Here is a 21,551-nt window from a genome sequence, read left to right as displayed (position 1 = left end):
CTATCTTGCCTGGCTTTGCGATCCTTTTGAAGGTCTGATCTTAGCGCGGTGACGAGTGCGAACGGCGAGAATTAGGCCCCAAACGCTACGCCTACGGTTCCGCAGCAGGCGCCGCGCTGGCGTGACACAGCGAAATCTCAAAGGCCGGGCGTCCGCGGCGGCGAAGTCCGCCTCAGTGTGTCGCGGCGCCGCGCGCCGGCGTTCTGCGGAGGAAATATGCGTTGACGGAGAGGCAGAATTCCTTCCATGCCGCCGCGATGTCGCGCAACATTGCCTGCACATAATCTTTGGAGGGTTTGTCCTCACCCGGAAAATTCGACAGCGCGCAGGAGGTGCGGTTGAACTCAAGGACGCAATCCATGAGACCCTGGATGAACCCCTCGAACGTCCTGAGCGCTTCGGGCGTCATCGCGGAGCGGCCGCGCTCCACCGCGACGGAGCTCATATCGAAGGGAAGGTCCTCGAGTTGCAAGAGCGCCTCGCTGAAAATTTGCTCTATGCTGGCGACCACGGCGCGCTGCGTGACAATCTCCTTGTCGGCGCTCGCCAGCATGGCGTTGAGATGCTTGCGGTAGATTTCGAGAAGCTTTGCTTGCCGCCCGGCCACCCACCGGCCGAATTCGGCAATGCCTTCGGCGTTGGACCCCATCGCCTTCACGTGATTTTGTGTATTGTCGGCGGGCGCGAAACTGCCAATATCGCGCAGAAGGCGGCGGGCGGAGTCGAGCGCCCCCTCCATATAGCCGCCGGCATAGCTCGCCGTCTCGGAGCCGCCGAAGAAGAGCTTTCCGTCCCAGGCCGCCTGCCGCAAAGACGGATTGCCGTAGTGGGGATGGTCGTCCGGTGGAACCAGGTCGCGGCGGGAGCAGGTATATTCTTCCAGCGCCCAGTCCTGATAATGCTGCTCGCCATGTTCGAATTCGGGACCGAAGATCTGGCCGATCTGATTGCCCATCAGCATCGGCAAGCCGACCTTGAAGGTCTCCCGCAAAGACGGCGACAGCGCGAGAAAGCCGCCGAGCGCCGCGCTCGAACCCGCGCCATCGCACGCGTCGAAGATCTCCCGAAACACCGCCTGTCCATGCGTAACGAAGGCGTTGCCCGACTGGCCCGCCTCGCGCCACAGCGGCCGGTCATAAACGATGACCGCCTTCGCCTCGCCGGCCATCCAGGTATAGGTTTCGCGCATGGCGGCGATCACATGATCGTCGAGGCCCGGCTCGAAGCGGATCTTCTCCTCGGCGAGGCGGGGAGGCAGGGCGAGGACGACGCGGCGGGCTTCGACGACGGTCAGCGCGTCGCCCTGCCGGATGTGCAACTCGACATGGTCGCCGCGATCGACGATCGCTGAAACCGCATGATCAAGACGCAGCCGGTCCGCCGGGATTTTCCGCGCGAGCGCTTCTATGATTGAAGCCATGCCGCCTTCGACGCGCCGCGCGCCCGCGTGCACGCTTTCATTCTCGCTCGGCTCCGCTTTCTTTTCAAAGTCGTTCAGCCGAAAGACCGTTCCGGAATCATGCTGCGGGAAACTGACGAGCCCGAGGTCGGCGATCAATTTGACCATTCCAGGCTGAGTGTCCGGCCAGTGCCAGGTCGGGCCGAGGTCGAGCCGCATGCCGGCCTTTTTCGAGGCGACCGAGAGCACCCGTCCGCCAAGCCTTGAGCGCGCCTCGAACAAAGCGAACGAGCGCGCCTGCGACTGCAAACCAGCGGCAAGCGCTAACCCGCACAAGCCTCCGCCGACGATGGCCGTATCCAGCATACCGAACCTCTTTGTCGCTTTTCGTACCTTCCGGCCGAAATATCGTGCTCACCGTGGTTCGAATCACCGCTTCGGCACGATGATCAAACGCTCGACCGGGTTGCCTTCGACGAAATGCGATTGGATGATTTCGTCGATGTCCTCAATCTTTTCCGGGTGATACCAGATCCCCTCGGGATAGACGACCATCAAGGGACCTGCGCGGCAGAAGCTGAGACAGCCGGATGCGGTCACATTGACGTCGGACAGCTGCTTTGCCTCGACCTTTTGCTGGAGGCGCTCCCACAACGGCTGCGCGCCGCTGTCCATGCAGCTGCCACGCGGATGGCCGGGCGGTCGTTTCGTGAAACAGGCAAAGACGTGGTATTTGAAGACAATCGGTAGATCGAGCGACATGAATCCATCCCGGATGGCGGTGGAAGCGGTGTTCCTGGAATTATTCAAATCCTGTGCCGACGGATTCAGGCGTCATCGATCGTTGTCTGCTCTGTTTCGGACAAAAACGAGAAAATCCCCGAAAATGAGGGCGTGACGCGCAGATTTTGCGGTCGGCGGCGGCGACTCGGGCGCTGGGAAGGGACTTTCTTAACGATTTCGCTATCGCAGCCGGATGACGAAGAGTCGCGGCTTTGGCGCCAAAGCACACAAATGGCCAGCCGTGGCTCTTGGCCGCTTTATGACAAAACGGGCAGACTCATATGCGCGCGTCCGGCGTCTCGCATGCTCTGTCGAGGTCCGCCGGACGACGCTCTTCAGGCGAGCAAAGCAGCGGCTCTTTTGCGTTTGCAATGCTTCGTCGTCACCTCGACGATGCGCAACCGCCGGGACCGAGGGTCGAATGCGCCTCGCGTTTACGACACAAAAGAAAACCGTATGACCATCATCATTAAACGGCGCGCCGATAAACCCGCCTGAAAATACGCCGAGAGCGGGCATGAAAGCGCCGCCCCGCTTTTACTGCCGCTCGTCACGGAATGGGCTCCCGACGCCGGCGGCTATGCTGAACCGTCGCCGATAATCCGCGGGCGTCAGCCCCATCACTTTGAGGAATACTTTGCGGAAGGCGCTCGCGTCGTCATAGCCTACGGCGAAGGCGATTTCGTCAAACCGCCGGCTCGTGAATTCGAGCATTTCGCGCGCCCTGCCAACGCGCAAATGCTGGCAATATTCGGTAGGCTTAAGCCCCGTCGCCTTGTGGAAGCGGCGCAAAAAAGTGCGCTCCTCAAGCCCGGCCCGCGCCGCCATCGCCTTTAGCGACACATGGCGCGGCTGCGCCCCTTGCGCCTGCAGCCAGTGCTGCGTCTTCAAAATAGCCTCGTCGCCATGACGAAGCTTCGGCGAGAAGCTGCTGTAGTACCGCTGCTCGCGTCCGGCCGGATCGACCAAAAGAAATCGCGCCGTCTCGATCATGATTGTTGGCCCGAGCAGCCTGTCGACCAGCTTCAGGCCGAGGTCGGTCCAGGCCATGAGGCCGGCCGCGGTGATAATGTCGCCGTCATCGACGATCAGCTTGTCCGCATTGACATGGATGTCGGGGAAGCGTTGCGCCAACGTCTCGGCGTGGCTCCAATGCGTCGTCGCCAAACGTCCGGCAAGAAGGCCAGTCTCGGCGAGAAGAAAGGCGCCCGCGCAGATCGAGCAGAGCGTGGCTCCCCCGCGGTGCTGTTCGGCGAGCCACAGAGCGAGGCGCGCCGTTGCGTCCCGTTCCGGCGGCTCGGCGAGACTCGGCGGCGCAATGATCACAGCGGGACGGCTATCAAGCTGAGGATGCGTGTCAAAGGCGCTTTCGACGCAAGCGTGCGCCGCGTCCAGTCGCCAATGGCTGATCCGAAGCGCGGTCGCGTCGCCGCCATGCCCCTCAGCGAGTCTGTTTGCGATGCCAAACAGATCGGTCAATCCGTACACGGCGGCGAGCTGCGCGCCGGGATAAAGGAGAAGGCCGATCTCGACCGGATCGCCGCTGCCGCCGCGCGTCGTGATCGCGGGGAATGACGACGCCTCTTTGTCTTTGTGTTTTCGCATGGCTTCTCCGTTGCAACAGCCGACGCCGCGGCTGGCGCCCGTGCGTTATTTGTCGGTTTCAGCCTCAATAATGTCACTTCCGCCAATCGGCGCAATGGGCGCATCGACGTATCCCTTCCATCGCGAGGGCAAGGGCCTTCGCAGTTAAGGAAAGGATAGGCGCATGACCAAACGCGCTCTTGTGGTCGTCGACATTCAGAATGACTATTTTCCCGCCGGGAAATGGCCGCTGAGCGGCATTGAGGCGGCGGCGGACAACGCCGCCCGGTTGATCGCCTCCGCGCGCGCCGCGGGCGATCTTGTCATCCACATCCGCCACGAATTTGCAACCGATGACGCGCCCTTCTTCACCCCCGGCTCCGAAGGCGCGCAGGTTCACCCGAAGGCGCGCAATCTCGCTGGCGAGCATGTGGCGCTGAAGCATCAGGTCAACGCATTCCGCGGGACGGATCTCAAAGAGACCCTGGACCGAAACGGCGTCACGGAGGTCGTGATCTGCGGCGCCATGAGCCACATGTGCATCGACGCCGCCGCCCGCGCGGCCAGCGACTTCGGTTATCAGGTCACGGTGGTGCATGACGCCTGCGCCACGCGGGATCTCGAGTTCGACGGCGTGCATGCGCCGGCGGCGGAGGTCCACGCGGCGTTCATGGCGGCGCTCGGCTTTGCTTACGCCACATTGCGGTCCACCGACGAATATCTTGATGCATCAAAAATCCAGCCGAAGGTCGCCTGACGCCGTCGTCGTGAAGACCACCGTCAACATCACGCCCTGAAGAAGACAAGGACAGCGAAGCATTAGTTGCTCTTTTTCGGGGCTGCCGCCTGACCCTGTTGCGGGCGCCCCTGGCGCAGATTTGCGGCTCGCGCGCGAAGTAGATGGAGCCGAGGCGCCCGGCTCCGATCATCAAACGGGTTAAGAGGAGCTGGTAATACTGTAGATTTGCAATGCCCTATAGATTCGGAAGCAAAACTGTGCGACTAACGGTGTCGCCGCGCCGAAGTGTCCTATGGTAGGCGCGGTTGAACCATAAAGCTGAAGGGCCTTCCCGGTGTATGTGAGGATCGAGCATCGACTCTCTCGGCCAGGTTGCAAAACTAACCCAGTCAACCCCTATTAACATTTGCAAGGCGTCAATGGACACTGCACTCGAACGCATCCGCGAAAAAATCGCTGAACTTGAGACGAAGATCGTCGACCTGCGTATTGCCGAACGTGAGCTGCAAGCTCTCGAAAAGCCAGCGGCGCGAAGGGCAAAACAGGCGCCCGAGCCGGAGCCAAAGCCAAAGCGCGTTTCGAAAAAGGCGAACGAGCCGGCTGAGGCGCGCCAGACGATAGGCTCTGCGATTGCTGCGGTGCTTGAGCAGCATGGCGCCCTTTCGGCCGCCGAGATCGCCGAGCATATCAAGGCCACAGGCCGGGATATCAGCAACAGAACGGTGTCCTTTGCGCTTCAGGCGCTGAAAAAGCGCGGACTCGTCAAGAACGCGGATGGCCAGTGGACGCCGCCCAAGTCCCGCTCTCGGCAGGCGAGCGCTTAAAAGCGCCCGGGCAATGTGCTGACGGCTCAGCTTTGATGGGGTGCGGCTTCTGAACGAAGCCGTGGCCATTGTCTTGGGCGATGGTCTGGGCGCCGGCGGAACCGCGCGTCGCTCAGGCTGTGGCTTGAGCCGGCGGCGCGGCGCCCGCGCCGATCGCAGGCGCTGCTTCATCGCCGACGAAGAGGAAAGCGGGCGGTTGATAGTAGCACCCCCGCTGGCGCCCCGCCCGTAGATCTCACAGGCAGTCGCCGACCTCGGTGCGGCCTTCGCGCGGCTTGGTCCGCGCGGAAAAATCGAGGAGTCTGACCCGGAAGGGCTAGCCATAGGCCAGAGCGGCCCCATGGCAATCCGGCGAGCGGCCACATCTTCGCCGACGCAAAGCCCGGCGCAATCTTTCGCGGCTCCTTGAAATTCTTGCGCCTGCCAACCGTTCGCTATTCGGCGGCCGCCGCTAAGCCACTTAAACGTGATCTCGGAACCAATCCGGAGCGATCCGCTTTTAAGGATCGGTGTAGAGCTTAGCGGATGATTGCAATGACTGGTCGCGCCAGGTGGGCTTTTAGAGTCCTCGCTTCAGGGCTGATGAGCACGTTGACGCTTTGGTGCGCCTCGGCGCAGACGCCCCCGTCCTTTGCCAAGGCGGACCAGGACGGTCAATGGACCATGCCGGCGAAGGACGTCGCCAGCACGCGTTACAGCTCCCTCGATCAGATCAACGCTCAAAACGTCAAGGATTTGAAGGTCGCCTTTACATTTTCGACCGGAACGGACAGGGGCGTCGAATCCGCTCCGCTCGTCGTTGGCGACACCATGTATATCGTAGCGCCTTATCCGAATACGTTGTTTGCGCTGGATCTGAAGAATGATGGCGCGTTGAAGTGGCGCTACGATCCAAAGCCAAGCCGCGCCTCGCAGGGGGTCGCGTGCTGCGATGTGGTCAATCGGGGCGCGGTCTTTGCCGACGGCAAGCTGATCTACAATACGCTTGACGATTATACAGTCGCCGTCGCTGCGGACACGGGTCAGGAGGTTTGGCGCACCAAGATGGGCGAGATTAACAAAGGCGAGACCATGACGATGGCGCCTCTGCTCGCCAGAGATAAGGTCCTCGTTGGCGACTCAGGCGGGGAAATGGGCGTACGGGGCTGGGCCGCGGCGCTCGACGTGAAGACCGGAAAAATTCTTTGGCGCGCCTACAATACCGGCCCCGATTCTGATGTGTTGATAGGCTCCGAATTCAAGCCCTTCTATGACTCCGAGAAGGGAAAGGATCTCGGAGTAACAACCTGGCCCGCCGACATGTGGCGGCACGGCGGCGGCTCGGTTTGGGGCTGGGCGTCCTATGATCCAGATCTCAACCTGATCTATTATGGCGTGTCCAATCCTGGCCCCTGGAACTCGACGATCCGGCCGGGGGACAACAAATGGACCTCGGGCATTTTTGCGCGCGATGCGGACACGGGTCAAGCGCGCTGGTTCTACCAATATAGTCCACATGACCTCTACGACTATGATGGCGTAAATGAAGAGATTCTGCTTGATCTCATTTGGAAAGGGCAGCCGCGAAAGGTGCTCGTCCATCCCGACCGCAATGGCTATGTCTACGTCATTGACCGCACTAATGGCGAGGTCTTGTCGGCCGAGCCTTTCCAGGCGATCACAAGCACGACCGGGGTCGATCTGAAGACCGGCCGCCTTCAATATGTCGAGGCCAAACGCCCGAAGACAGGAGAGACGGTCAGGGATATCTGCCCGGCGCCACCCGGTGCGAAGGACTGGCAGCCCACAGCCTTTTCTCACAAGACGGGCCTTCTCTATATCCCGCACAACAACCTCTGCTTCGACACGGAAGAGCTGGACGTCGGCTATATAGAAGGCACGCCCTATGTCGGCGCCAATGTTCATATGAAGGCCGGTCCCGGCGGCAATCGCGGCGAATACGCCGCATGGGACATCCTTAAAGGCAAGAAAGTCTGGGCGATCAAGGAGCGGTTTCCTGTCTGGAGCGGCACTGTCGTCACGGCGGGCGATGTCGCTTTTTATGGGACCATGGAGGGTTGGTTCAAAGCGGTGAACGCCAATACTGGCGAATTGCTTTGGCAGTTCAAAACCGGCTCTGGAATCATTAGCCAGCCCGTCACCTATCGCGGTCCCGACGGGAAGCAGTATGTCGCCGTTCTGTCGGGCGTCGGCGGCTGGTCCGGCGCGATCGTCGCCGGCGGCCTCAACAAGATGGATGGCACCGCCGCTCTCGGCTTCGTCAACGCCATGAAGGATTTGCCGGAGGTGACGACGAAGGGAGGCATGCTCTATGTCTTCGCGCTTCCTTAAGATCCTCGCCGCGGCGGTGACATTTACCGCGGTTTCAGCGGCGGCTCAGGGGCGCGAGCTGCGTGTGTGCGCCGATCCCAATAATTTGCCATACTCCGACGTCAAGGGCGCGGGGTTCGAGAACAAGATCGCGCAAGTGATCGCCTCTGACATTGGCGCCGATCTCAGCTATTTCTGGTTTGCCCAAAGGCGCGGGTTTTTACGCAATACGTTGAACGCGAACGCCTGCGATGTGGTTATCGGCATCCCCGCCGGCATGCACATGCTGCGCACCACAAAGCCCTATTATCGGTCGGGCTATGTCTTCGTCACGCGCGAGGACCGTCCTCCGATCACAAGCTTTGACGACCCAAGCCTCGCCCATCTGAAAATCGGCGTGCAGCTCACAGGCAACGATGGAGTGAACACGCCGCCGGCTCATGAGCTCGGCGATCGTGGCATCGTCTCGAATATTCGAGGCTTCATGGTCTATGGAGACTATGCCGAAGCGGCTCCTCTGCAGGACATCGTCAGCGCGGTGACGAAAGGCGATATCGACGTTGCGATCGTCTGGGGCCCCCAGGCGGGCTGGTTCGCCAGCAAGCAGCCGACGCCGTTGCGCGTGACCCCTGTCGCCGACGCCCGCGTCCCGCTTCCGATGAGCTTCGACATCGCCATGGGCGTGCGCAAGTCTGATGAGGCGTTGGCCGCGGAGCTCGAGGCCGCGATGATCCGGCGGCGAGCCGACATGGACGCCATTCTCGCGGACTATCACGTTCCGCGCTTTGCTATCCCAAGCCAAAAAGCTGAGGCGGCGCCATGAATAGAACAGGCCTTTTCGCCTTATCGTTTGGATTAGCGTGCGCCCTGTCCTATTCATCCAGCGCTCAGGATCAGGGCGCGGCCGGAAGCACGAGCGCAGACTCCGCCGCCTTGCCGGCAGTTTCTCTTGGCGGTTTCGCGCCGGCCGGCGGACAGGTCGTGACCGGCGTCAGCAAGATCGGCGAGGAATATGCCAAAAGTGCTCAACATATCGAGGCCGGAAGGCAGCTTTTCCAGGCCATGAACTGCTCGGGCTGCCATTCCAACGGCGGCGGCGGCATGGGTCCGCCCCTCATGAAAAAGAACTGGATCTACGGCGGAAGCGTCGAGAATATCGCCTCCACGATTGTCGAGGGCCGGCCAAATGGCATGCCGACTTTCCGCGGCCTGCTGCCTATGGAGCAAGTCTGGGAAATCGCAGCCTTCGTCAAATATATGGCTGATCACCCAACGGAGAAATAGGCCGTGACGCAGCACTATATCCCTTATTGCGGCGTCGCGCCGACGCCTGGATCGATCAAGTGGAATTTTGATCCCGTCCTGCTCGCGATCCTGGCTGCCGGCGCCTGCGCCTATGCGCTGGCGTTTTGGATCCTCAAACCATCAGAGCGCGCAAAGCTTTCACTTCACCCGATCGCCTTCGCGGCCGGCTGGATCTTTCTTGTCGCGGCGTTCATTTCTCCTTTGTGCAACCTCGGCGTCGCGCTTTTTTCCGCCCGCATCGGTCAGCATATGGTGCTGGCGCTGATCGCCGCGCCGCTCCTCGTTATTGGCGGCGCTGATATTCTCGTGGCGCGCGCCTTCGGTCGCGACGGCCGCCGATTGACGCAATCTGAAATCATAGCTGCGCCGCTGCTGTTCGCGCTGGCGCTGTGGCTCTGGCATACGCCTGCGGCCTACGACGCCGCGCTGCGTAGCCACGTCGTCTATTGGTTGATGGAGATCAGCCTTCTCGTGACGAGCGTGTTGTTGTGGCGCTGTCTGTTGCGCGATCGCTCACGAAATCCCGGCGCGGCTCTCGCTGCGAGCCTCTTCACAGCCTTACAGATGACCGGCATCGGAGCCTTGCTCGCTTTCGCGCCGTGCGCGCTCTTCACCGTGCATTTCACGACAACGCAGGCGTTCGGCCTTTCGCCGCTTGAGGATCAGCAACTGGGCGGTCTTTTTATGTGGCTGCCGTTCGGCTTGATCCTGACAATTCATGTGATCGGCGCCATCGCCGCGACGATGCGCAATGCGGAGCAACGTCCGGCGGACTTCTATCGCAGCGTTTCGAGATAGGCGACGATTTTTCTTGCGGAGGCTTCGCTCATCGGAAGATCAGGCATGGCGTTTCCAGGAACGACAGCTTGAGGATGCCGTACCCAGCTTTGCAGATTTTCGGGCGTATTGCGCAAGACGCCAGCGACATAGACGCGTGAGCCGATGTGGTCGAGCGGCGGCCCGACATTTGCGTCGGCGCCGTCAATGCCGGGGATCGAATGACAGTATCCGCAGCCAAGGCTTGAAATCAGAGCGGCGCCCTGTCTCGCTTCAGTTTTGGAATCTGAACGCGCAACGTCACATCCGGAGCAGGCAAACGCGATGCCGAGCGTGACGCCAATCCGCAAAGCGCGTTGAGGAGCTATTTTCCGCATGATGGTCCTGCAAGAGCCGCGAGCGAGTCAAAAAGGATCGCGATCAGAAACAGACTGCTCATCAAAATGCCCCCAAGGGCTATAAACCGGGTGCGCCCCTCGCCGATCTCGGTGGTATGCTGCGCAGCAGTCGCGCCGCTCTGTCTGGGCTGTTTGGTGGCGTTTTCACGGCGCGTCGCGAGCCAGGCGCGATAGGAAACGAACAAAGCTGCGAGCGCGACGGCACAGGCCAGTCCGTCGACCGCCAGCAGGAAAGCCTGGCTGGCGCCGGGCGTCATCGCCGCGTCAAGGCGCGGCTCTGCTCCGGCGCAAGCCTGACCCGCGACGCTGACATTAACCAGAAGATGCAGGGCCCAGATGAGCGGCGCGCCCATGAGGCCAAAGGCGAGAGCCACAATCTCTGCCTCACCGCGCGCGGGAGCTGGATGACTTATGTCGGACGCGGCGAGTTGATCTTGCGCCATGCCGTCACCTCAAATAGGGCACGAGAAAGAACGTTGCGAAAATGAAAAGCCAGACGATGACGATGAAATGCCAATATATGGCGACGATGGAGACGGCGTCGCCGCGGTTTGCATCGAAGCTGCCCAGTAGCGCCCAGACCAGCAGCGCCGCCAGCGCGATGACGCCGGCGGTCGCATGGACGATGTCTAACCCGGTCGTCAGCACATAGAATGAATGATAGGCGTCAGCCGAAATTGTCGCGCTTTGGTGCAGCCAGTCACGGGACTGAAGACCGACGAAGATTACGCCCAAGGCAAGCGTCAGCGCCAGCGCCTGGACCAGCCGGTCCGTCGCGCCGGTTGCGACGCACCGCTGGCCCCATGCCAAAGCGGCGCTGCTGGCGATCAGAACGATCGTGCTTGCGCTCGCCAAAGCGAGCGGCGGCAAGCCGTCCAGGGGCCATTTTTCGGCTGACTGAAGTAAGGCATAGCAGTAGCCGAAGAGCACATAGGCGAAGAGCGAGCCTTCCGTCGCGACGATCAGCCACGCTCCGTACCAGCCTGACGCGCGACCGTTCGGGTCGACGCCGGAGACGCCTTTGATCGCCACAGGTCCGGCGCCGTTGGCTCCGAGCGCAATCTCAGACATGCTCAGCCTCTCCGGTGATGATCAGCGGCGGCGCCGGATTTGGCTGCAGCCAGACGATGAGAACAACAGCGCAGGCAAGCGTCGCTCCTGCTGCGAGCGCCCAGACATGCGCCAGCAAACCGATGAAGACAAAAGTGGTTGCAACGCCGAGAAGGAACGGCAGCCAGCTGTCCCCCGGCATCCGCAGCACGCGGTCGGGTTCGCCATCGAGGACTGTTGTCGCGACGATCTCACGCCCATCATCCAGAGCAAGGCCGCGATCGAGGATCGACGCGCCGGGGTCGCCGAGGCGATCCTCCCACAAAGGATGACGGCTGCCCACTTGCGGAATGACGGCGAAATTATAGGGCGGCGGAGGCGAAGGCGTCAGCCATTCGAGCGTGCCCGCGTCCCAGGGGTTGGCGCCGGCGACGGCCCTCCGGCGCAGGCTCACAAACACGTTGATGATAAAGAGAAGAATGCCGAACGCGAAAAGGAACGATCCAATCGTCGTAATCAGATTGAGCGAGGACCAGGCCATGTCGGCCGGGTAGGTGTAGACTCGCCGGGGCATTCCGAGAAGACCCGAAATATGCATTGGGAAAAAGGCGAGGTTGAAGCCGATGAACATCAGCCAGAAATTCCATTTGCCCAATCGCTCGTCGAGCATGCGTCCCGTCATTTTCGGTAGCCAGGTGTAAAACGCGCCGATGACAGGAAAGACGTTGATGCCAATCAGCGTATAATGCAGATGGGCGACAATGAAATAAGTGTCTGTGAGTTGCCAATCGACGGGAGCCGACGCCGTCATCACGCCGCTGACGCCGCCGATGACGAAAAGCGCGATCGTGCCCGCGTAGAAATGGAACGCCGCGGTTGCCTGGGGGCGCCCCGTCCATATGGTGGCGATCCAGCAAAAAACGGCGATGGCGCTCGGTACGGTGATGACGAAAGATACGCTGCTAAAGAACGCAAGAGCCATGCTCGAAATGCCAGTCGCGAACATGTGGTGCACCCAGACGCCAAAGCCGAGCGCCATGGTGGCGACGGTCGACAGGGCGACCAGCGTGTAGCCGACCAGCGGCCGGCGGCAGAAGATAGGCAAGCCGTCCGAGACGAAGCCCATGGCCGGCAACACGACGGCGTAGACCCAGGGATGGCCGAACATCCAGAAGAGATGCTGCCAGAGTAGCGGTTGTCCGCCATTGCCCTCCGTGAAGAAATGCGACCCGAAATTGCGATCGAGCCAGAGCATCAGGAAAGCGAGGCTGACGCTCGGGACGACGAGGATGTTCGCGACTGACGCGGTCAGCGTTCCCCACACGATGATCGGCAATCGATTGATCGACATGCCGGGAGCCCTCGTGCGCATGATCGTCACCACAAAATTAATGGCGCCGACCGTCGTCGAAATGCCGAGGAAGATCATCCCCAGGGCATAGAAGTCGATATTGACCCCCGGATTTGCGGCTTTTTCCGCATAGGGCGCGTAATTGAACCAGCCGGCGTTCGGGGCGACGCCAAGCACAAAACTCGCATAAATGAAAAGACCGGAGAAGAGAAAAGTCCAATACGAGAGCGCGTTGACGCGCGGAAACGCCATATCGCGCGAGCCAAGCAGCAATGGCCAGAGATAATTGCTAAAGCCCGAGAGGATAGGCATTGCGTAGAGGAAAATCATCGACACGCCATGCATGGTGAAGAGTTCGTCATACTGTTCCGGCGTCAGCAGCCGTAGATTGGGGCCCGCCAATTGCAGGCGCATGGCGAGCGCCTCGAGACCCCCCGCAATCAAAAACGCGAAGGCGGTCACGATATAGCGCAGGCCGATTTCCTTATGATCGACAGTGACGAAAATGCCGCGCCAGCCCGGCGCGGTTTCCCACAGCGCATGCAAACGGCCTTCGAGTTCGGGAGAGGGCGCAACGAGAGCCGGCAACCGGATCACTCTCTCTTGATCGACCATGCAGCGTCCTTCCGCATTTTGCTCAGTTCAGGGTCGCGAGATAAGTTGTCACCGCATGAAGCTGCGCGCCCGACATGTCGAGCCTCGGCATCTTGGCCCCAGGTTTGATGTGCTGCGGATCTGCGATCCAGCCGGCCAGCGCTCCGGGCGTATTGGGCAGAGCTCCAGCCGCGATGGCGGCTCTGCTCATCAGATGCGTCAGATCTGGCCCAACCGCGCCTCCCGCCAGGGAGCCGCGGACGGTATGGCAGACGGAGCAATGGCTCTGAAACGCCTTTCGGCCATCCGCGATCGCCGCCGGCTCAGACGCGAGCGGCGCTTTTCCCTTCACCTGCCTGGCGCGCCATGCGTCGAAACTGTCGCGGCTTTCAGCGACCACGGTAAACGCCATATGGGCGTGTTGCTTTCCGCAATATTCGGCGCACTGTCCGCGGTAGACCCCGGGTCTATCGGCCCGTAGCCAGGTCACGTTAATATGACCGGGGATCATATCTGTTTTGCCATTCAGGGCGGGCGCCCAGAACGAATGAATGACATCACCGCCCCGCAAGCGAATTCGGACGGCTTCGCCGACCGGAATATGTATTTCATTGGCTGTGGTGAAGATGCGGAAGGCGTCCTTGTCGAGGTAGCGAATCTCCCACCACCATTGCCGCGCCGTCACCTCGAGGTCGATCGCCGGCGCCCTATTCGAGCGGTTCACCGCGGCCATGGTCGCCAGGGTCCACACGAGCAGCCCAACAAGCACCGCCACCGTCAGCCCGGCGCCAGCGTATATCCAGCTGAGCGGCGTGTTGGCCTGCACAATCCGGTCTGCCTGTTCGATGGGTCGCCGCCGGAAAATAGCGAAAAGAATCAGAGCGCTGATAATGATGATTACGCCCAGCGAAACAGCGATAAGACCGCGCGTTAACGGCGCGATCGCGGAAGCGCCGGAGCCGTATCCTGTCAGATAGTTCAGCGGAAATTCGCTCATGCGCCCGGCGCCTGGTGATCAAATCCGGCGGTAAACGTCGCCATTTGAGGTTGGTTCCGGACTGTCCGGTTCATGCGGCGGACGCGAGGGAACGGGGTGCGCGCCGCGGCGTTACGAGCTCAATCCAGACAAGGAGGGATTTGATGATGGTTACATTGAACGATGCGCGCCGCGTGATCGCTGCGGCGGAAACAAAAGCGCAGGAAATCGGTCAGCCGTCCAACATCGCGGTGGTGGATGCCGGCGGAAATCTCGTCGCCTTTGCCCGGATGGATAAAGCCTGGATGGGCAGCATCGATATTGCGATCAACAAGGCGTTCACTGCGAGAGCCTTCGACATATCGACTGAAAAGCTTGGCGAGCTGAGCCAGCCGGGCGGCCAATTTTTTGGCATCCTCGCCAGTAATCACGGGCGGGTCATGATTTTTGCAGGGGGCGTTCCGCTCAGGAAGGGCGATGAGATTGTTGGCGCGATTGGCGTCAGCGGGGGCATGAAGGATCAGGATATCGCGTTGGCCGAGGCTGGCGCGCGCGCCTTTTAGGGCTGGCGCGCCTCCCCTTTATTGGCGCGATGCAGAGTCGACTTTGAGAATGGTTTTGTGTCGGCGCGACGGCTGATCTATGAGGCCATCCGCGCATGCCTTATCGGCCGTCCGGGCGCGATGGTTTGCGCCGCCATGACGATGGCCTTCGCATCAATGCCAAAATGGCGGTAGAGGTCGGCCAGCGTTCCGGTCTGGCCGAAGTGCTCGACGCCCAGTGATCGGGTGCGATGGCCGAGGACGGAACCAAGCCACGCGAGCGTCGCGGGGTGGCCGTCGAGAACCGTGACAAGGCAGCAATGGGATGGAACCTCAGTGAGCAGGCGCTCTATGTGGCTTCGCGCCGTGGCGACGCCGTGCTCGCGCGCGCGGCTTGCCGCCATCCAGCCGGCGTTGAGCCGATCGGCCGAGGTGACGGCGAGGAGGCCGACGTCCCGCCGGTCTTCCGCCATCAGGCCGATGGCGGCGATAGCCTCCGGGGCGATGGCGCCCGTGTAGGCGACGACGATCTGCGCATTCGGGCCGGGCCTGCGCATCCAATAGGCGCCATCGATAATGTCGCGCGAGAGGGCGGGGGTGAGAATTCTTTGAGGCTGCTCGAGCGAACGGGTTGAGAGGCGCAGATAGACTGCGCCGCCCCGCTCGTCCCGCAGCCAGCTCGTTTGGTCCGGCTCTCCTTCACCGGAGCGCTGAATATAGTCGAACGACCAGCGCATGATGGTCGCCAGCTCGTCGACGAAGGCGGGCTCGAAGCTGGCGAGGCCGTCCTGCGCCATGCCGATGAGTGGCGTTGCGATTGACTGATGGGCGCCGCCTTCCGGCGCCAGCGTCACGCCGGAAGGCGTCGCGACGAGGATAAAGCGGGCGTCTTGGTAGCAGGCATAATTCAAGGCGTCGAGCCCGCGCTCGATGAACGGATCGTAGAGCGTGCCGATGGGCAGGAGGCGCTCGCCAAAGAGCGTGTGCGACAGCCCGAGCGCGGAAAGCATGGAAAACAGGTTCATCTCGGCGATGCCGAGTTCGACGTGTTGTCCGGCCGGAGAGAAGGTCCAATGGAATGTCGAGGGAATACGTTGGGCCTTGAATGTGTCGGCGATCTCCTCGCGGGCAAATAGCCCGCGCCGGTTAACCCAGGCGCCGAGGTTCGTCGAGACCGTCACGTCCGGCGAGGTTGTGACGATGCGCTTCGCCAGCTCCGTATCGGCCTTGGCGATTTCATGCATCAGAACGCCGAAGCCCTGCTGCGTTGACATCGCTGTCTGCGCCGGGGCGGCGATGTCGGGAACGCTGATCGCCGGCGCCTCGAAACGCCGCCGCCCCCGCTGAACGAAGGGCGCGTTCGCCACGAACGCTTCGATTTCCTCCGGCGACCGGTCGAGCCCCTCGAGGAGATCCCATTCGTGACCCTCGCGGACGTTCATCGACTGACGCAGCGTTTCGATCTGCGCGGGGGTCATCAAGCCCGCATGGTTGTCCTTGTGGCCGGCAAGCGGCAGGCCGAAGCCTTTAATCGTGTAAGCGATGAAGCAGACCGGACGGTCATGTGTCCGGGCATCCTCAAAGGCCTTGAGCAGCGACGGCAGATCATGGCCGCCGAGATTGCTCATCAGCCGGAGGAGTTCGTCGTCGCTGCGCCGTTCGATGAGGCGTGAGGCCGCGCCTTGATCGCCAAGATCATCAAGGAGACGCTTTCGCCACGCGCCGGGTCCCTGGAAAGTCAGCGCTGAGTACAGCTGGTTCGGACAGCGGTCTATCCAATCACGCAATATTTTGCCGCCGGGCTCTGCGAAGGCCTGCTGTTGCAGCGTCCCGTGCTTGAGGATGACGACATCCCAGCCGAAGTTTTGGAACATCGATTCGAAACGCGCCCAAAGCCCCTCGCGCACCACGGCGTCGAGGCTCTGGCGGTTATAATCAACAATCCACCATGTGTTTCTGAGGCCCTGCTTCCAGCCTTCAAGGAGCGCTTCGAAGATGTTGCCTTCGTCCATTTCGGCGTCGCCGATCAGGGCGATCATGCGTCCTTCCGGCAGATCGGTCCCCCAGCCCTTGGCCCTTACATAATCCTGCGCAAGCGACGCAAAGAGCGTTTGGGCGACGCCGAGACCGACAGATCCGGTCGAAAAATCGACGTCATCAATATCTTTGGTGCGGGAAGGATAGGATTGGGCGCCTTTGTAACCGCGGAAATTCCCAAGTTTCTCTCGAGTCTGATGGCCGAACAGATATTGGATCGCGTGGAAAATCGGGCTGGCGTGCGGCTTCACGGCGACCCGGTCTTCGGGCTTCAACACCGCAAAATAGAGCGCCGTCATGATCGTCGCCATTGACGCCGAAGAGGCCTGATGGCCGCCGACCTTCAGGCCATCCGCATTTGCGCGCAAATGGTTCGCGTTGTGAATCATCCACGTTGCGAGCCACAAGACTTTGCGTTCAAGCTCTGAGAGAACAGGTAGACGGAGATCGGTCATGCGCTAGCTCCTTTGAAGCCCTAGTTTAGGTGGCCAGCGCTGGCGATTGGAGCTAAATTGCGTCGGCAGGCCAATCAGTTTTGGCTGAATCAGCTAATGTGGGCTGGAAAATCGCGAGCATCGGCTCATGCGGGATATTGATGAAATCGATCGCAAGATTATCGCCGCCGTTCAAAACGACGGCCGGATCACGACGCATGAGCTTGCCGCCCGCGTCGGCCTTTCGCCGTCGCCTTGCGCGCGACGCGTTCGGACGCTGGAAGACAGCGGCATCATCAAGGGATATACGGCGATCATCGATCAGTCGAAGGTCGGGTTGCCGATCAGCGCCTTCGCGTCGATAAAGCTCGAACGTCAGCGCGAAGCAGATCTCGATCGTTTCGCGCATGCCGTCGCGCGCTGGCCGGAGGTCGCCGATTGCTACCTGATGACCGGCCAACGTGATTATCTGCTGCGCATCGTAGTACGCGATCTTGAAGCCTACGAGCGTTTCCTCAAGGACAAGCTGACACGCCTCGATGGCGTCGCCTCGATCGAAACGAGTTTCGCGCTCGGTCAGGTCAAGCGGTCCGAAGTGCTGCCGTTGCGCTAAAGTATGACGCCGAAGGAACGGCGTCATGCTGTAAGATAAAAGGCCTAAAGAGCAGAATGCGATTCCGTTTGAACGCATTCCGCTCAAGGCGCGCCGCCTATCCTGCAACATCCGGCGCGGGCCAAAGTCAGGCGATGCGCGCCCGTGGGCGCAACGCATCGACGGTCTCGCGGGTTGTCAGATCGTATTTGCGCTCATCTCTTTGGCGATATGATCTGCCTGGCGGATCGCCAGGGCGACGATGGTCAGCGTTGGATTTTCGCAGGCGCCTGTCGTGAACTGAGAGCCGTCCGATACGAACAGGTTCTTGATGTCATGCGTCTGGCCATGCTTGTTCACAACACCATCGCGCGGCTTCTCGGACATGCGGTTTGTGCCGAGATTATGCGTCGACGGATATGGAGTCTGGGGGAAGACGCGGGTGGCGCCGACAGACTCATAAAGCGCCGTTGCGCGCTGATAGGCATGGTTGCGCATGGCGACGTCATTGGCATGATCATCATAATGCACATTGGCGACCGGAAGGCCGAACTTGTCTTTCGCAACAGGGTCCAGAGTGATCCGATTGGTCTCCTGCGGCATGTCTTCCCCGACGATCCAGAGACCCGCCATGTTCTGGTAGGAATCAAGCGCAGAGGTGAACTCGCGTCCCCAGGCCCCCGGATCAAGAAAGGCCGCCATGAAGGGCAGGCCGACAGAGATTGTTTCGAATTCGTAGCCGCCGGAAAAGCCGCGTTCTGGCTTGTGCGCCGCCTCGTCGCGGACGATGCCCGCCATCGTCGTGCCGCGATACATGTGAACAGGCTCGTCGAATATGGCGAAGACGGCGCCCGTCGTATGACGCATGTAATTGCGGCCGACCTGACCTGACGAATTGGCGAGGCCGTTCGGAAACAGAGACGAGGCGGAATTAAGCAACAGCCTTGGGCTTTCGATCGAATTGCCGGCGACGCAGACAACCCGCGCCTTCTGCCGTTGCAGCGTTCCGGCGCTGTTGGCATAAACGACGCCGGTGACTTTGCCGGATGCGTCATGTTCGATTCTGACAGCCTGACTGTCGGGCCGCACTTCGAGGTTCCCGGTTTCCTCCCCTTTCGGGATCTCTGTATACAGCGTCGACCATTTGGCGCCGGACTTGCAGCCTTGAAAGCAGAAACCGATCTGTTGGCAGCTGCCGCGTCCGTCACGCGGCTCGGAGTTGATCGCCATTCGGCCGGTGTGCACCTCCTTGTAGCCAAGCTTTTTCGCGCCGGCTTCGAGGACTTTGAAATTATTATTGCCGGGAAGGCCAGGGATCCCATTGGTGCGGGTGACGCCCATCTTGTTCTCGGCCTTTTCGTAATAGGGCTCGAGCTCTTTCAAGGTGAGGGGCCAATCAAGCAGATGCGCTCCCTCGATCTGCCCGTAATGGCTGCGGGTCTGAAACTCGTAATCCTGAATGCGAAGCGAGGCTCCAGCCCAATGCACCGTGGTGCCTCCAACGGCCTTGACGATCCAGGCGGGCAAATTGGGAAAATCGCGATGGATGCGCCAGGAGCCCGACGTTGTGCGCATGTCCGACCAGGAGAGCTGCGTGAAGGAAGCCCATTCATCGTTGATGAAATCCTCGATCTCGAAGCGTTGTCCAGCTTCGAGAATAACGGTTTTCACGCCTTTCAGCGCCAGCTCCGCGCCGAGCGTTCCGCCGCCTGCGCCGGAGCCGACGATCACGACGACCGAATCGTCGTTGAGATCAAATTTAGCCATGATGCGTCCTCATATTCTTATGGCTAGTCAGAGCCAGGTCAGATCGTTGAAACCGCGGTGGAGATAGCCGCCTTCCGACGCGCTTTCTCCCTCATATCCAAACAGCGGCCAGATCTCTTTCTGGTTATAAAGTCCGACGACGAGGCCGGAGCGAATCATGAGAAAGAACGGACCTGCTTCGATTTCCTTGAGGATCGCAACGCGCGGCTCCTCCCAACCGATCTCAGCATAGGGGACGCCGTGCCGCGCCTTGGCGATGCCGTCGATAAGCATTACGCTATCTTCGATCATGGCCTTGACGGCGGGATTATCCGCTGACTTTTTGTCATAGCCTTTGACCGCGATGGCGTAATATTTGTCGGTCAGCCGGTCATGCGGGTAGATATCGCGAGCGATCTTGACAAGAGTCAGCATGGTTCCCGGCTTCAGGCTGTTGACTTCGAGTCCCCAGGCCTCGCCGGCGTGAATGAGCGCGGAGCCCGAAACGACGATCGCCGCGGAAATCGTCGCCGACCCCGCAAGAAATCGCCGCCGGTCGATTGTCTCTGGCATAGAACTGTTTGTCTCGCCCGCCTTCATGGCGTTCCTCCAATTTTGTATCAATTTGCTTTTATTGTTTGGTATGCAGAGGCGCCTTCTAACGATAGCGGCCATGCTTTTGAAGAACCTCGATCTTGTAGCCATCGGGATCCTGAACGAAGAAGAAGCGCGCCATCAGACTGCCGCCACGAAAAAACTCTTTGACCGGATTAGGCTTCAGTCCCTTCGCCTCGAACCGGGCATGCTCCTTGTCGAGATCATTGACGACAAAGGCGACATGCCCATAGGCGTCGCCGAGCGCGTAGGGCTGCTTTCGGTCATGATTGATCGTGAGCTCGATCTCGAAGTCGGCGTCGGGGCTCCGCAAATAGACCAGGGTGAAATCGTCGAACGGAAAGCGATCGGCGACTTCAAGGCCGAATGCCGCGCTGTAGAAGTCGACCGACCGCTTTTCCTCCAATACCCGAATCATCATATGAATGGCTTTGGTCATGCGACGTTCTCATTTTGGAGCTGATAGAGATTTCAGATATTCGATGACGAGCTTCCGTTTCTCCGGATTTGTCTGCCGGTAATTCATGAACGTGCCTGGATGGGCTTCCTGAGAGTTCGTTATCCAGGGATCGAGCGTCGCCTCGCTCCAGACCCAATCGCCGGATTGCAGCGCATTCGAATATTTGAAACCCGCAATGCTGCCAACCTTGCGTCCGTAGACGCCGAAGAGATTGGGTCCCTGGCGCGCGCCGGCGGCGGGATCGCTCGAATGACAGACCCCGCAACTCGTCAGGAATTGTTGTTTGCCCGCGGCGGCGTCCTCGGCGCGGGCGGAAACGGCATAGAGAGTCAACAGACTGGCGCACACAGCAACAGCGCAGCGGCGGTGTCCGAAGACCTTCGACAAATCTCTCATCAATGCTGCCTTCCATGCGCGGCCCGCCGCCACCTTTTCGACTGGCGTGTTGAAGCTATATTTTGCAAGCAGGGATAGGGTAGTAATTGATTACTACCTTTGCGAATTTCGCCCGATTGTGAAAAAGCGCCATGTAGGTGGCGGCCAACGCATGATTGGGAGATCGGCGCCTGTTGGTCGAGGCGATCGGCCACCCGGCTCGGCCATCAGATTGGCGCGAGGCGGCTATCAGTCGAGAAAGGCGGCTTTGCTCAGGTCGAGGCGAAGATTGGCGAAACTACCTGGCGCCGCATTGATCAGAGCCGGCAGACTTGCGTGACTGCCGATCTCGACCGCATAACGAATGCAGGCGCAGCGCAACAAGGCTGTAAAATTTCCGATTTCGCCATGAAATTCCAGAATCTCATCATGCAGCCTGGTCAGAAAACGACCGAGCGTCATGCCTTCCGATGCCGCGATCGTCTCCAGGATCTGCCAAAACAGCGCTTCGAGCCGGATCGACGTCACATGACCGCCGAGCCGGATCGAGCGGGTCTGACACTGATAAGATGTTGCGTCCAATTCGCAGAAGATCTTGCACATTCAATCCTCCTTATCAGCCTACCGTCTTGGTCGAGTGCGCGTGCGACGGCAAGGCAA

General features: G+C 60.5%; 22 protein-coding genes. 8 read left to right on the top strand and 14 right to left on the bottom strand.

Annotated features, from left to right (window positions below; translation table 11 throughout):
• Positions 1 to 172: 172 nt before the first annotated feature.
• From MPC4_RS18060 to MPC4_RS18050, 3 genes are all read right to left on the bottom strand, one after another.
• Complete coding sequence (locus MPC4_RS18060; RefSeq protein WP_174513747.1) at positions 173 to 1,765, bottom strand: flavin monoamine oxidase family protein; 1,593 nt, start codon at positions 1,763 to 1,765, stop codon at positions 173 to 175.
• Between the two features lie 63 nt (positions 1,766 to 1,828).
• A complete protein-coding gene (locus tag MPC4_RS18055) occupies positions 1,829 to 2,161 on the bottom strand; it encodes a (2Fe-2S) ferredoxin domain-containing protein (RefSeq protein WP_134492865.1) in 333 nt (110 codons plus the stop codon).
• Between the two features lie 558 nt (positions 2,162 to 2,719).
• The gene (locus MPC4_RS18050; protein ID WP_174513746.1) at positions 2,720 to 3,787 is read right to left on the bottom strand and encodes a GlxA family transcriptional regulator; all 1,068 of its coding nucleotides are present in this window, start codon (positions 3,785 to 3,787) and stop codon (positions 2,720 to 2,722) included.
• A 163-nt stretch (positions 3,788 to 3,950) separates the two neighbouring features.
• Between MPC4_RS18050 and MPC4_RS18045 the strand changes: the two genes are divergently transcribed.
• From MPC4_RS18045 to MPC4_RS18020, 6 genes are all read left to right on the top strand, one after another.
• Positions 3,951 to 4,523 carry a cysteine hydrolase family protein gene (locus MPC4_RS18045; protein WP_174513745.1) on the top strand — a complete coding sequence of 191 codons (573 nt, stop codon included), beginning with the start codon at positions 3,951 to 3,953 and terminating at the stop codon, positions 4,521 to 4,523.
• Positions 4,524 to 4,924: 401 nt separating this feature from the next.
• On the top strand, positions 4,925 to 5,329 hold the full coding sequence (locus MPC4_RS18040; protein WP_174513744.1) for a winged-helix domain-containing protein: 405 nt from the start codon (positions 4,925 to 4,927) through the stop codon (positions 5,327 to 5,329).
• A gap of 582 nt (positions 5,330 to 5,911) precedes the next feature.
• The gene (locus tag MPC4_RS18035; RefSeq protein ID WP_280514835.1) at positions 5,912 to 7,660 is read left to right on the top strand and encodes a methanol/ethanol family PQQ-dependent dehydrogenase; all 1,749 of its coding nucleotides are present in this window, start codon (positions 5,912 to 5,914) and stop codon (positions 7,658 to 7,660) included.
• Positions 7,641 to 8,462: a substrate-binding domain-containing protein gene (locus tag MPC4_RS18030; protein WP_174513742.1), complete on the top strand. Its 822-nt coding sequence runs from the start codon at positions 7,641 to 7,643 to the stop codon at positions 8,460 to 8,462. Before MPC4_RS18035 ends, MPC4_RS18030 begins: the two co-directional genes overlap by 20 nt.
• Positions 8,459 to 8,923: a c-type cytochrome gene (locus MPC4_RS18025; protein ID WP_174513741.1), complete on the top strand. Its 465-nt coding sequence runs from the start codon at positions 8,459 to 8,461 to the stop codon at positions 8,921 to 8,923. The genes MPC4_RS18030 and MPC4_RS18025 overlap by 4 nt, the downstream gene beginning before the upstream one ends.
• A gap of 3 nt (positions 8,924 to 8,926) precedes the next feature.
• Positions 8,927 to 9,742 carry a cytochrome c oxidase assembly protein gene (locus tag MPC4_RS18020; RefSeq protein WP_174513740.1) on the top strand — a complete coding sequence of 272 codons (816 nt, stop codon included), beginning with the start codon at positions 8,927 to 8,929 and terminating at the stop codon, positions 9,740 to 9,742.
• Here MPC4_RS18020 and MPC4_RS18015 read toward each other — a convergent pair.
• From MPC4_RS18015 to coxB, 5 genes are read right to left on the bottom strand one after another with little or no spacing between them, the layout of a single operon-like run.
• Positions 9,721 to 10,098, bottom strand: a complete 378-nt coding sequence (locus tag MPC4_RS18015; protein ID WP_174513739.1) for a c-type cytochrome — start codon at positions 10,096 to 10,098, stop codon at positions 9,721 to 9,723. The two genes, MPC4_RS18020 and MPC4_RS18015, sit on opposite strands and share 22 nt — an antisense overlap.
• Positions 10,086 to 10,562: a hypothetical protein gene (locus MPC4_RS18010; protein WP_174513738.1), complete on the bottom strand. Its 477-nt coding sequence runs from the start codon at positions 10,560 to 10,562 to the stop codon at positions 10,086 to 10,088. Before MPC4_RS18010 ends, MPC4_RS18015 begins: the two co-directional genes overlap by 13 nt.
• Before the next feature lie 4 nt (positions 10,563 to 10,566).
• Positions 10,567 to 11,190 (bottom strand): cytochrome c oxidase subunit 3, encoded by a 624-nt coding sequence (locus tag MPC4_RS18005; RefSeq protein ID WP_174513737.1) that lies wholly within the window; start codon positions 11,188 to 11,190, stop codon positions 10,567 to 10,569.
• Entirely contained in the window at positions 11,183 to 13,135 is a 1,953-nt protein-coding gene (ctaD, locus tag MPC4_RS18000) for a cytochrome c oxidase subunit I (protein ID WP_174513736.1), read from the bottom strand. Before ctaD ends, MPC4_RS18005 begins: the two co-directional genes overlap by 8 nt.
• Positions 13,136 to 13,157: 22 nt before the next feature.
• Positions 13,158 to 14,111 (bottom strand): cytochrome c oxidase subunit II, encoded by a 954-nt coding sequence (coxB, locus tag MPC4_RS17995; RefSeq protein WP_174513735.1) that lies wholly within the window; start codon positions 14,109 to 14,111, stop codon positions 13,158 to 13,160.
• A gap of 146 nt (positions 14,112 to 14,257) precedes the next feature.
• Here coxB and MPC4_RS17990 point away from each other — a divergent pair, with 146 nt between their 5' ends.
• Entirely contained in the window at positions 14,258 to 14,653 is a 396-nt protein-coding gene (locus tag MPC4_RS17990) for a GlcG/HbpS family heme-binding protein (RefSeq protein WP_134493195.1), read from the top strand.
• A 77-nt stretch (positions 14,654 to 14,730) separates the two neighbouring features.
• Here MPC4_RS17990 and MPC4_RS17985 read toward each other — a convergent pair whose 3' ends face one another.
• A complete protein-coding gene (locus tag MPC4_RS17985; RefSeq protein ID WP_174513734.1) occupies positions 14,731 to 17,124 on the bottom strand; it encodes a transketolase in 2,394 nt (797 codons plus the stop codon).
• A gap of 127 nt (positions 17,125 to 17,251) precedes the next feature.
• Here MPC4_RS17985 and MPC4_RS17980 point away from each other — a divergent pair, with 127 nt between their 5' ends.
• Positions 17,252 to 17,716, top strand: a complete 465-nt coding sequence (locus MPC4_RS17980) for an Lrp/AsnC family transcriptional regulator (protein WP_134492894.1) — start codon at positions 17,252 to 17,254, stop codon at positions 17,714 to 17,716.
• A 177-nt stretch (positions 17,717 to 17,893) separates the two neighbouring features.
• Here MPC4_RS17980 and MPC4_RS17975 read toward each other — a convergent pair whose 3' ends face one another.
• From MPC4_RS17975 to MPC4_RS17955, 5 genes are all read right to left on the bottom strand, one after another.
• Positions 17,894 to 19,462 (bottom strand): GMC family oxidoreductase, encoded by a 1,569-nt coding sequence (locus MPC4_RS17975; protein WP_174513733.1) that lies wholly within the window; start codon positions 19,460 to 19,462, stop codon positions 17,894 to 17,896.
• 27 nt (positions 19,463 to 19,489) lie between these two features.
• Entirely contained in the window at positions 19,490 to 20,014 is a 525-nt protein-coding gene (locus MPC4_RS17970) for a Twin-arginine translocation pathway signal (RefSeq protein ID WP_174513732.1), read from the bottom strand.
• Positions 20,015 to 20,099: 85 nt separating this feature from the next.
• Entirely contained in the window at positions 20,100 to 20,495 is a 396-nt protein-coding gene (locus MPC4_RS17965) for a VOC family protein (protein WP_174513731.1), read from the bottom strand.
• Between the two features lie 9 nt (positions 20,496 to 20,504).
• On the bottom strand, positions 20,505 to 20,912 hold the full coding sequence (locus MPC4_RS17960; RefSeq protein ID WP_174513730.1) for a c-type cytochrome: 408 nt from the start codon (positions 20,910 to 20,912) through the stop codon (positions 20,505 to 20,507).
• Positions 20,913 to 21,140: 228 nt separating this feature from the next.
• The gene (locus MPC4_RS17955; RefSeq protein WP_174513729.1) at positions 21,141 to 21,494 is read right to left on the bottom strand and encodes a ribbon-helix-helix domain-containing protein; all 354 of its coding nucleotides are present in this window, start codon (positions 21,492 to 21,494) and stop codon (positions 21,141 to 21,143) included.
• Positions 21,495 to 21,551: the final 57 nt, after the last annotated feature.

Source organism: Methylocella tundrae (genome assembly GCF_901905185.1).
Classification (GTDB): domain Bacteria; phylum Pseudomonadota; class Alphaproteobacteria; order Rhizobiales; family Beijerinckiaceae; genus Methylocapsa; species Methylocapsa tundrae.
The sequence above is the reverse complement of the archived record's forward strand: the minus strand, read 5'-3'. Positions and strand labels throughout refer to the sequence as shown.

Excerpts from the sequence above, each read along its gene's own strand:
- MPC4_RS18060 (WP_174513747.1), bottom strand. The coding sequence starts at position 1,765 with ATGCTGGATACGGCCATCGTCGGCGGAGGCTTGTGCGGGTTAGCGCTT.
- MPC4_RS18055 (WP_134492865.1), bottom strand. The coding sequence starts at position 2,161 with ATGTCGCTCGATCTACCGATTGTCTTCAAATACCACGTCTTTGCCTGT.
- MPC4_RS18050 (WP_174513746.1), bottom strand. The coding sequence starts at position 3,787 with ATGCGAAAACACAAAGACAAAGAGGCGTCGTCATTCCCCGCGATCACG.
- MPC4_RS18045 (WP_174513745.1), top strand. The coding sequence starts at position 3,951 with ATGACCAAACGCGCTCTTGTGGTCGTCGACATTCAGAATGACTATTTT.
- MPC4_RS18040 (WP_174513744.1), top strand. The coding sequence starts at position 4,925 with ATGGACACTGCACTCGAACGCATCCGCGAAAAAATCGCTGAACTTGAG.
- MPC4_RS18035 (WP_280514835.1), top strand. The coding sequence starts at position 5,912 with ATGAGCACGTTGACGCTTTGGTGCGCCTCGGCGCAGACGCCCCCGTCC.
- MPC4_RS18030 (WP_174513742.1), top strand. The coding sequence starts at position 7,641 with ATGTCTTCGCGCTTCCTTAAGATCCTCGCCGCGGCGGTGACATTTACC.
- MPC4_RS18025 (WP_174513741.1), top strand. The coding sequence starts at position 8,459 with ATGAATAGAACAGGCCTTTTCGCCTTATCGTTTGGATTAGCGTGCGCC.
- MPC4_RS18015 (WP_174513739.1), bottom strand. The coding sequence starts at position 10,098 with ATGCGGAAAATAGCTCCTCAACGCGCTTTGCGGATTGGCGTCACGCTC.
- MPC4_RS18010 (WP_174513738.1), bottom strand. The coding sequence starts at position 10,562 with ATGGCGCAAGATCAACTCGCCGCGTCCGACATAAGTCATCCAGCTCCC.
- MPC4_RS18005 (WP_174513737.1), bottom strand. The coding sequence starts at position 11,190 with ATGTCTGAGATTGCGCTCGGAGCCAACGGCGCCGGACCTGTGGCGATC.
- ctaD (WP_174513736.1), bottom strand. The coding sequence starts at position 13,135 with ATGGTCGATCAAGAGAGAGTGATCCGGTTGCCGGCTCTCGTTGCGCCC.
- coxB (WP_174513735.1), bottom strand. The coding sequence starts at position 14,111 with ATGAGCGAATTTCCGCTGAACTATCTGACAGGATACGGCTCCGGCGCT.
- MPC4_RS17990 (WP_134493195.1), top strand. The coding sequence starts at position 14,258 with ATGGTTACATTGAACGATGCGCGCCGCGTGATCGCTGCGGCGGAAACA.
- MPC4_RS17985 (WP_174513734.1), bottom strand. The coding sequence starts at position 17,124 with ATGACCGATCTCCGTCTACCTGTTCTCTCAGAGCTTGAACGCAAAGTC.
- MPC4_RS17980 (WP_134492894.1), top strand. The coding sequence starts at position 17,252 with ATGCGGGATATTGATGAAATCGATCGCAAGATTATCGCCGCCGTTCAA.
- MPC4_RS17975 (WP_174513733.1), bottom strand. The coding sequence starts at position 19,462 with ATGGCTAAATTTGATCTCAACGACGATTCGGTCGTCGTGATCGTCGGC.
- MPC4_RS17970 (WP_174513732.1), bottom strand. The coding sequence starts at position 20,014 with ATGCCAGAGACAATCGACCGGCGGCGATTTCTTGCGGGGTCGGCGACG.
- MPC4_RS17965 (WP_174513731.1), bottom strand. The coding sequence starts at position 20,495 with ATGACCAAAGCCATTCATATGATGATTCGGGTATTGGAGGAAAAGCGG.
- MPC4_RS17960 (WP_174513730.1), bottom strand. The coding sequence starts at position 20,912 with ATGAGAGATTTGTCGAAGGTCTTCGGACACCGCCGCTGCGCTGTTGCT.
- MPC4_RS17955 (WP_174513729.1), bottom strand. The coding sequence starts at position 21,494 with ATGTGCAAGATCTTCTGCGAATTGGACGCAACATCTTATCAGTGTCAG.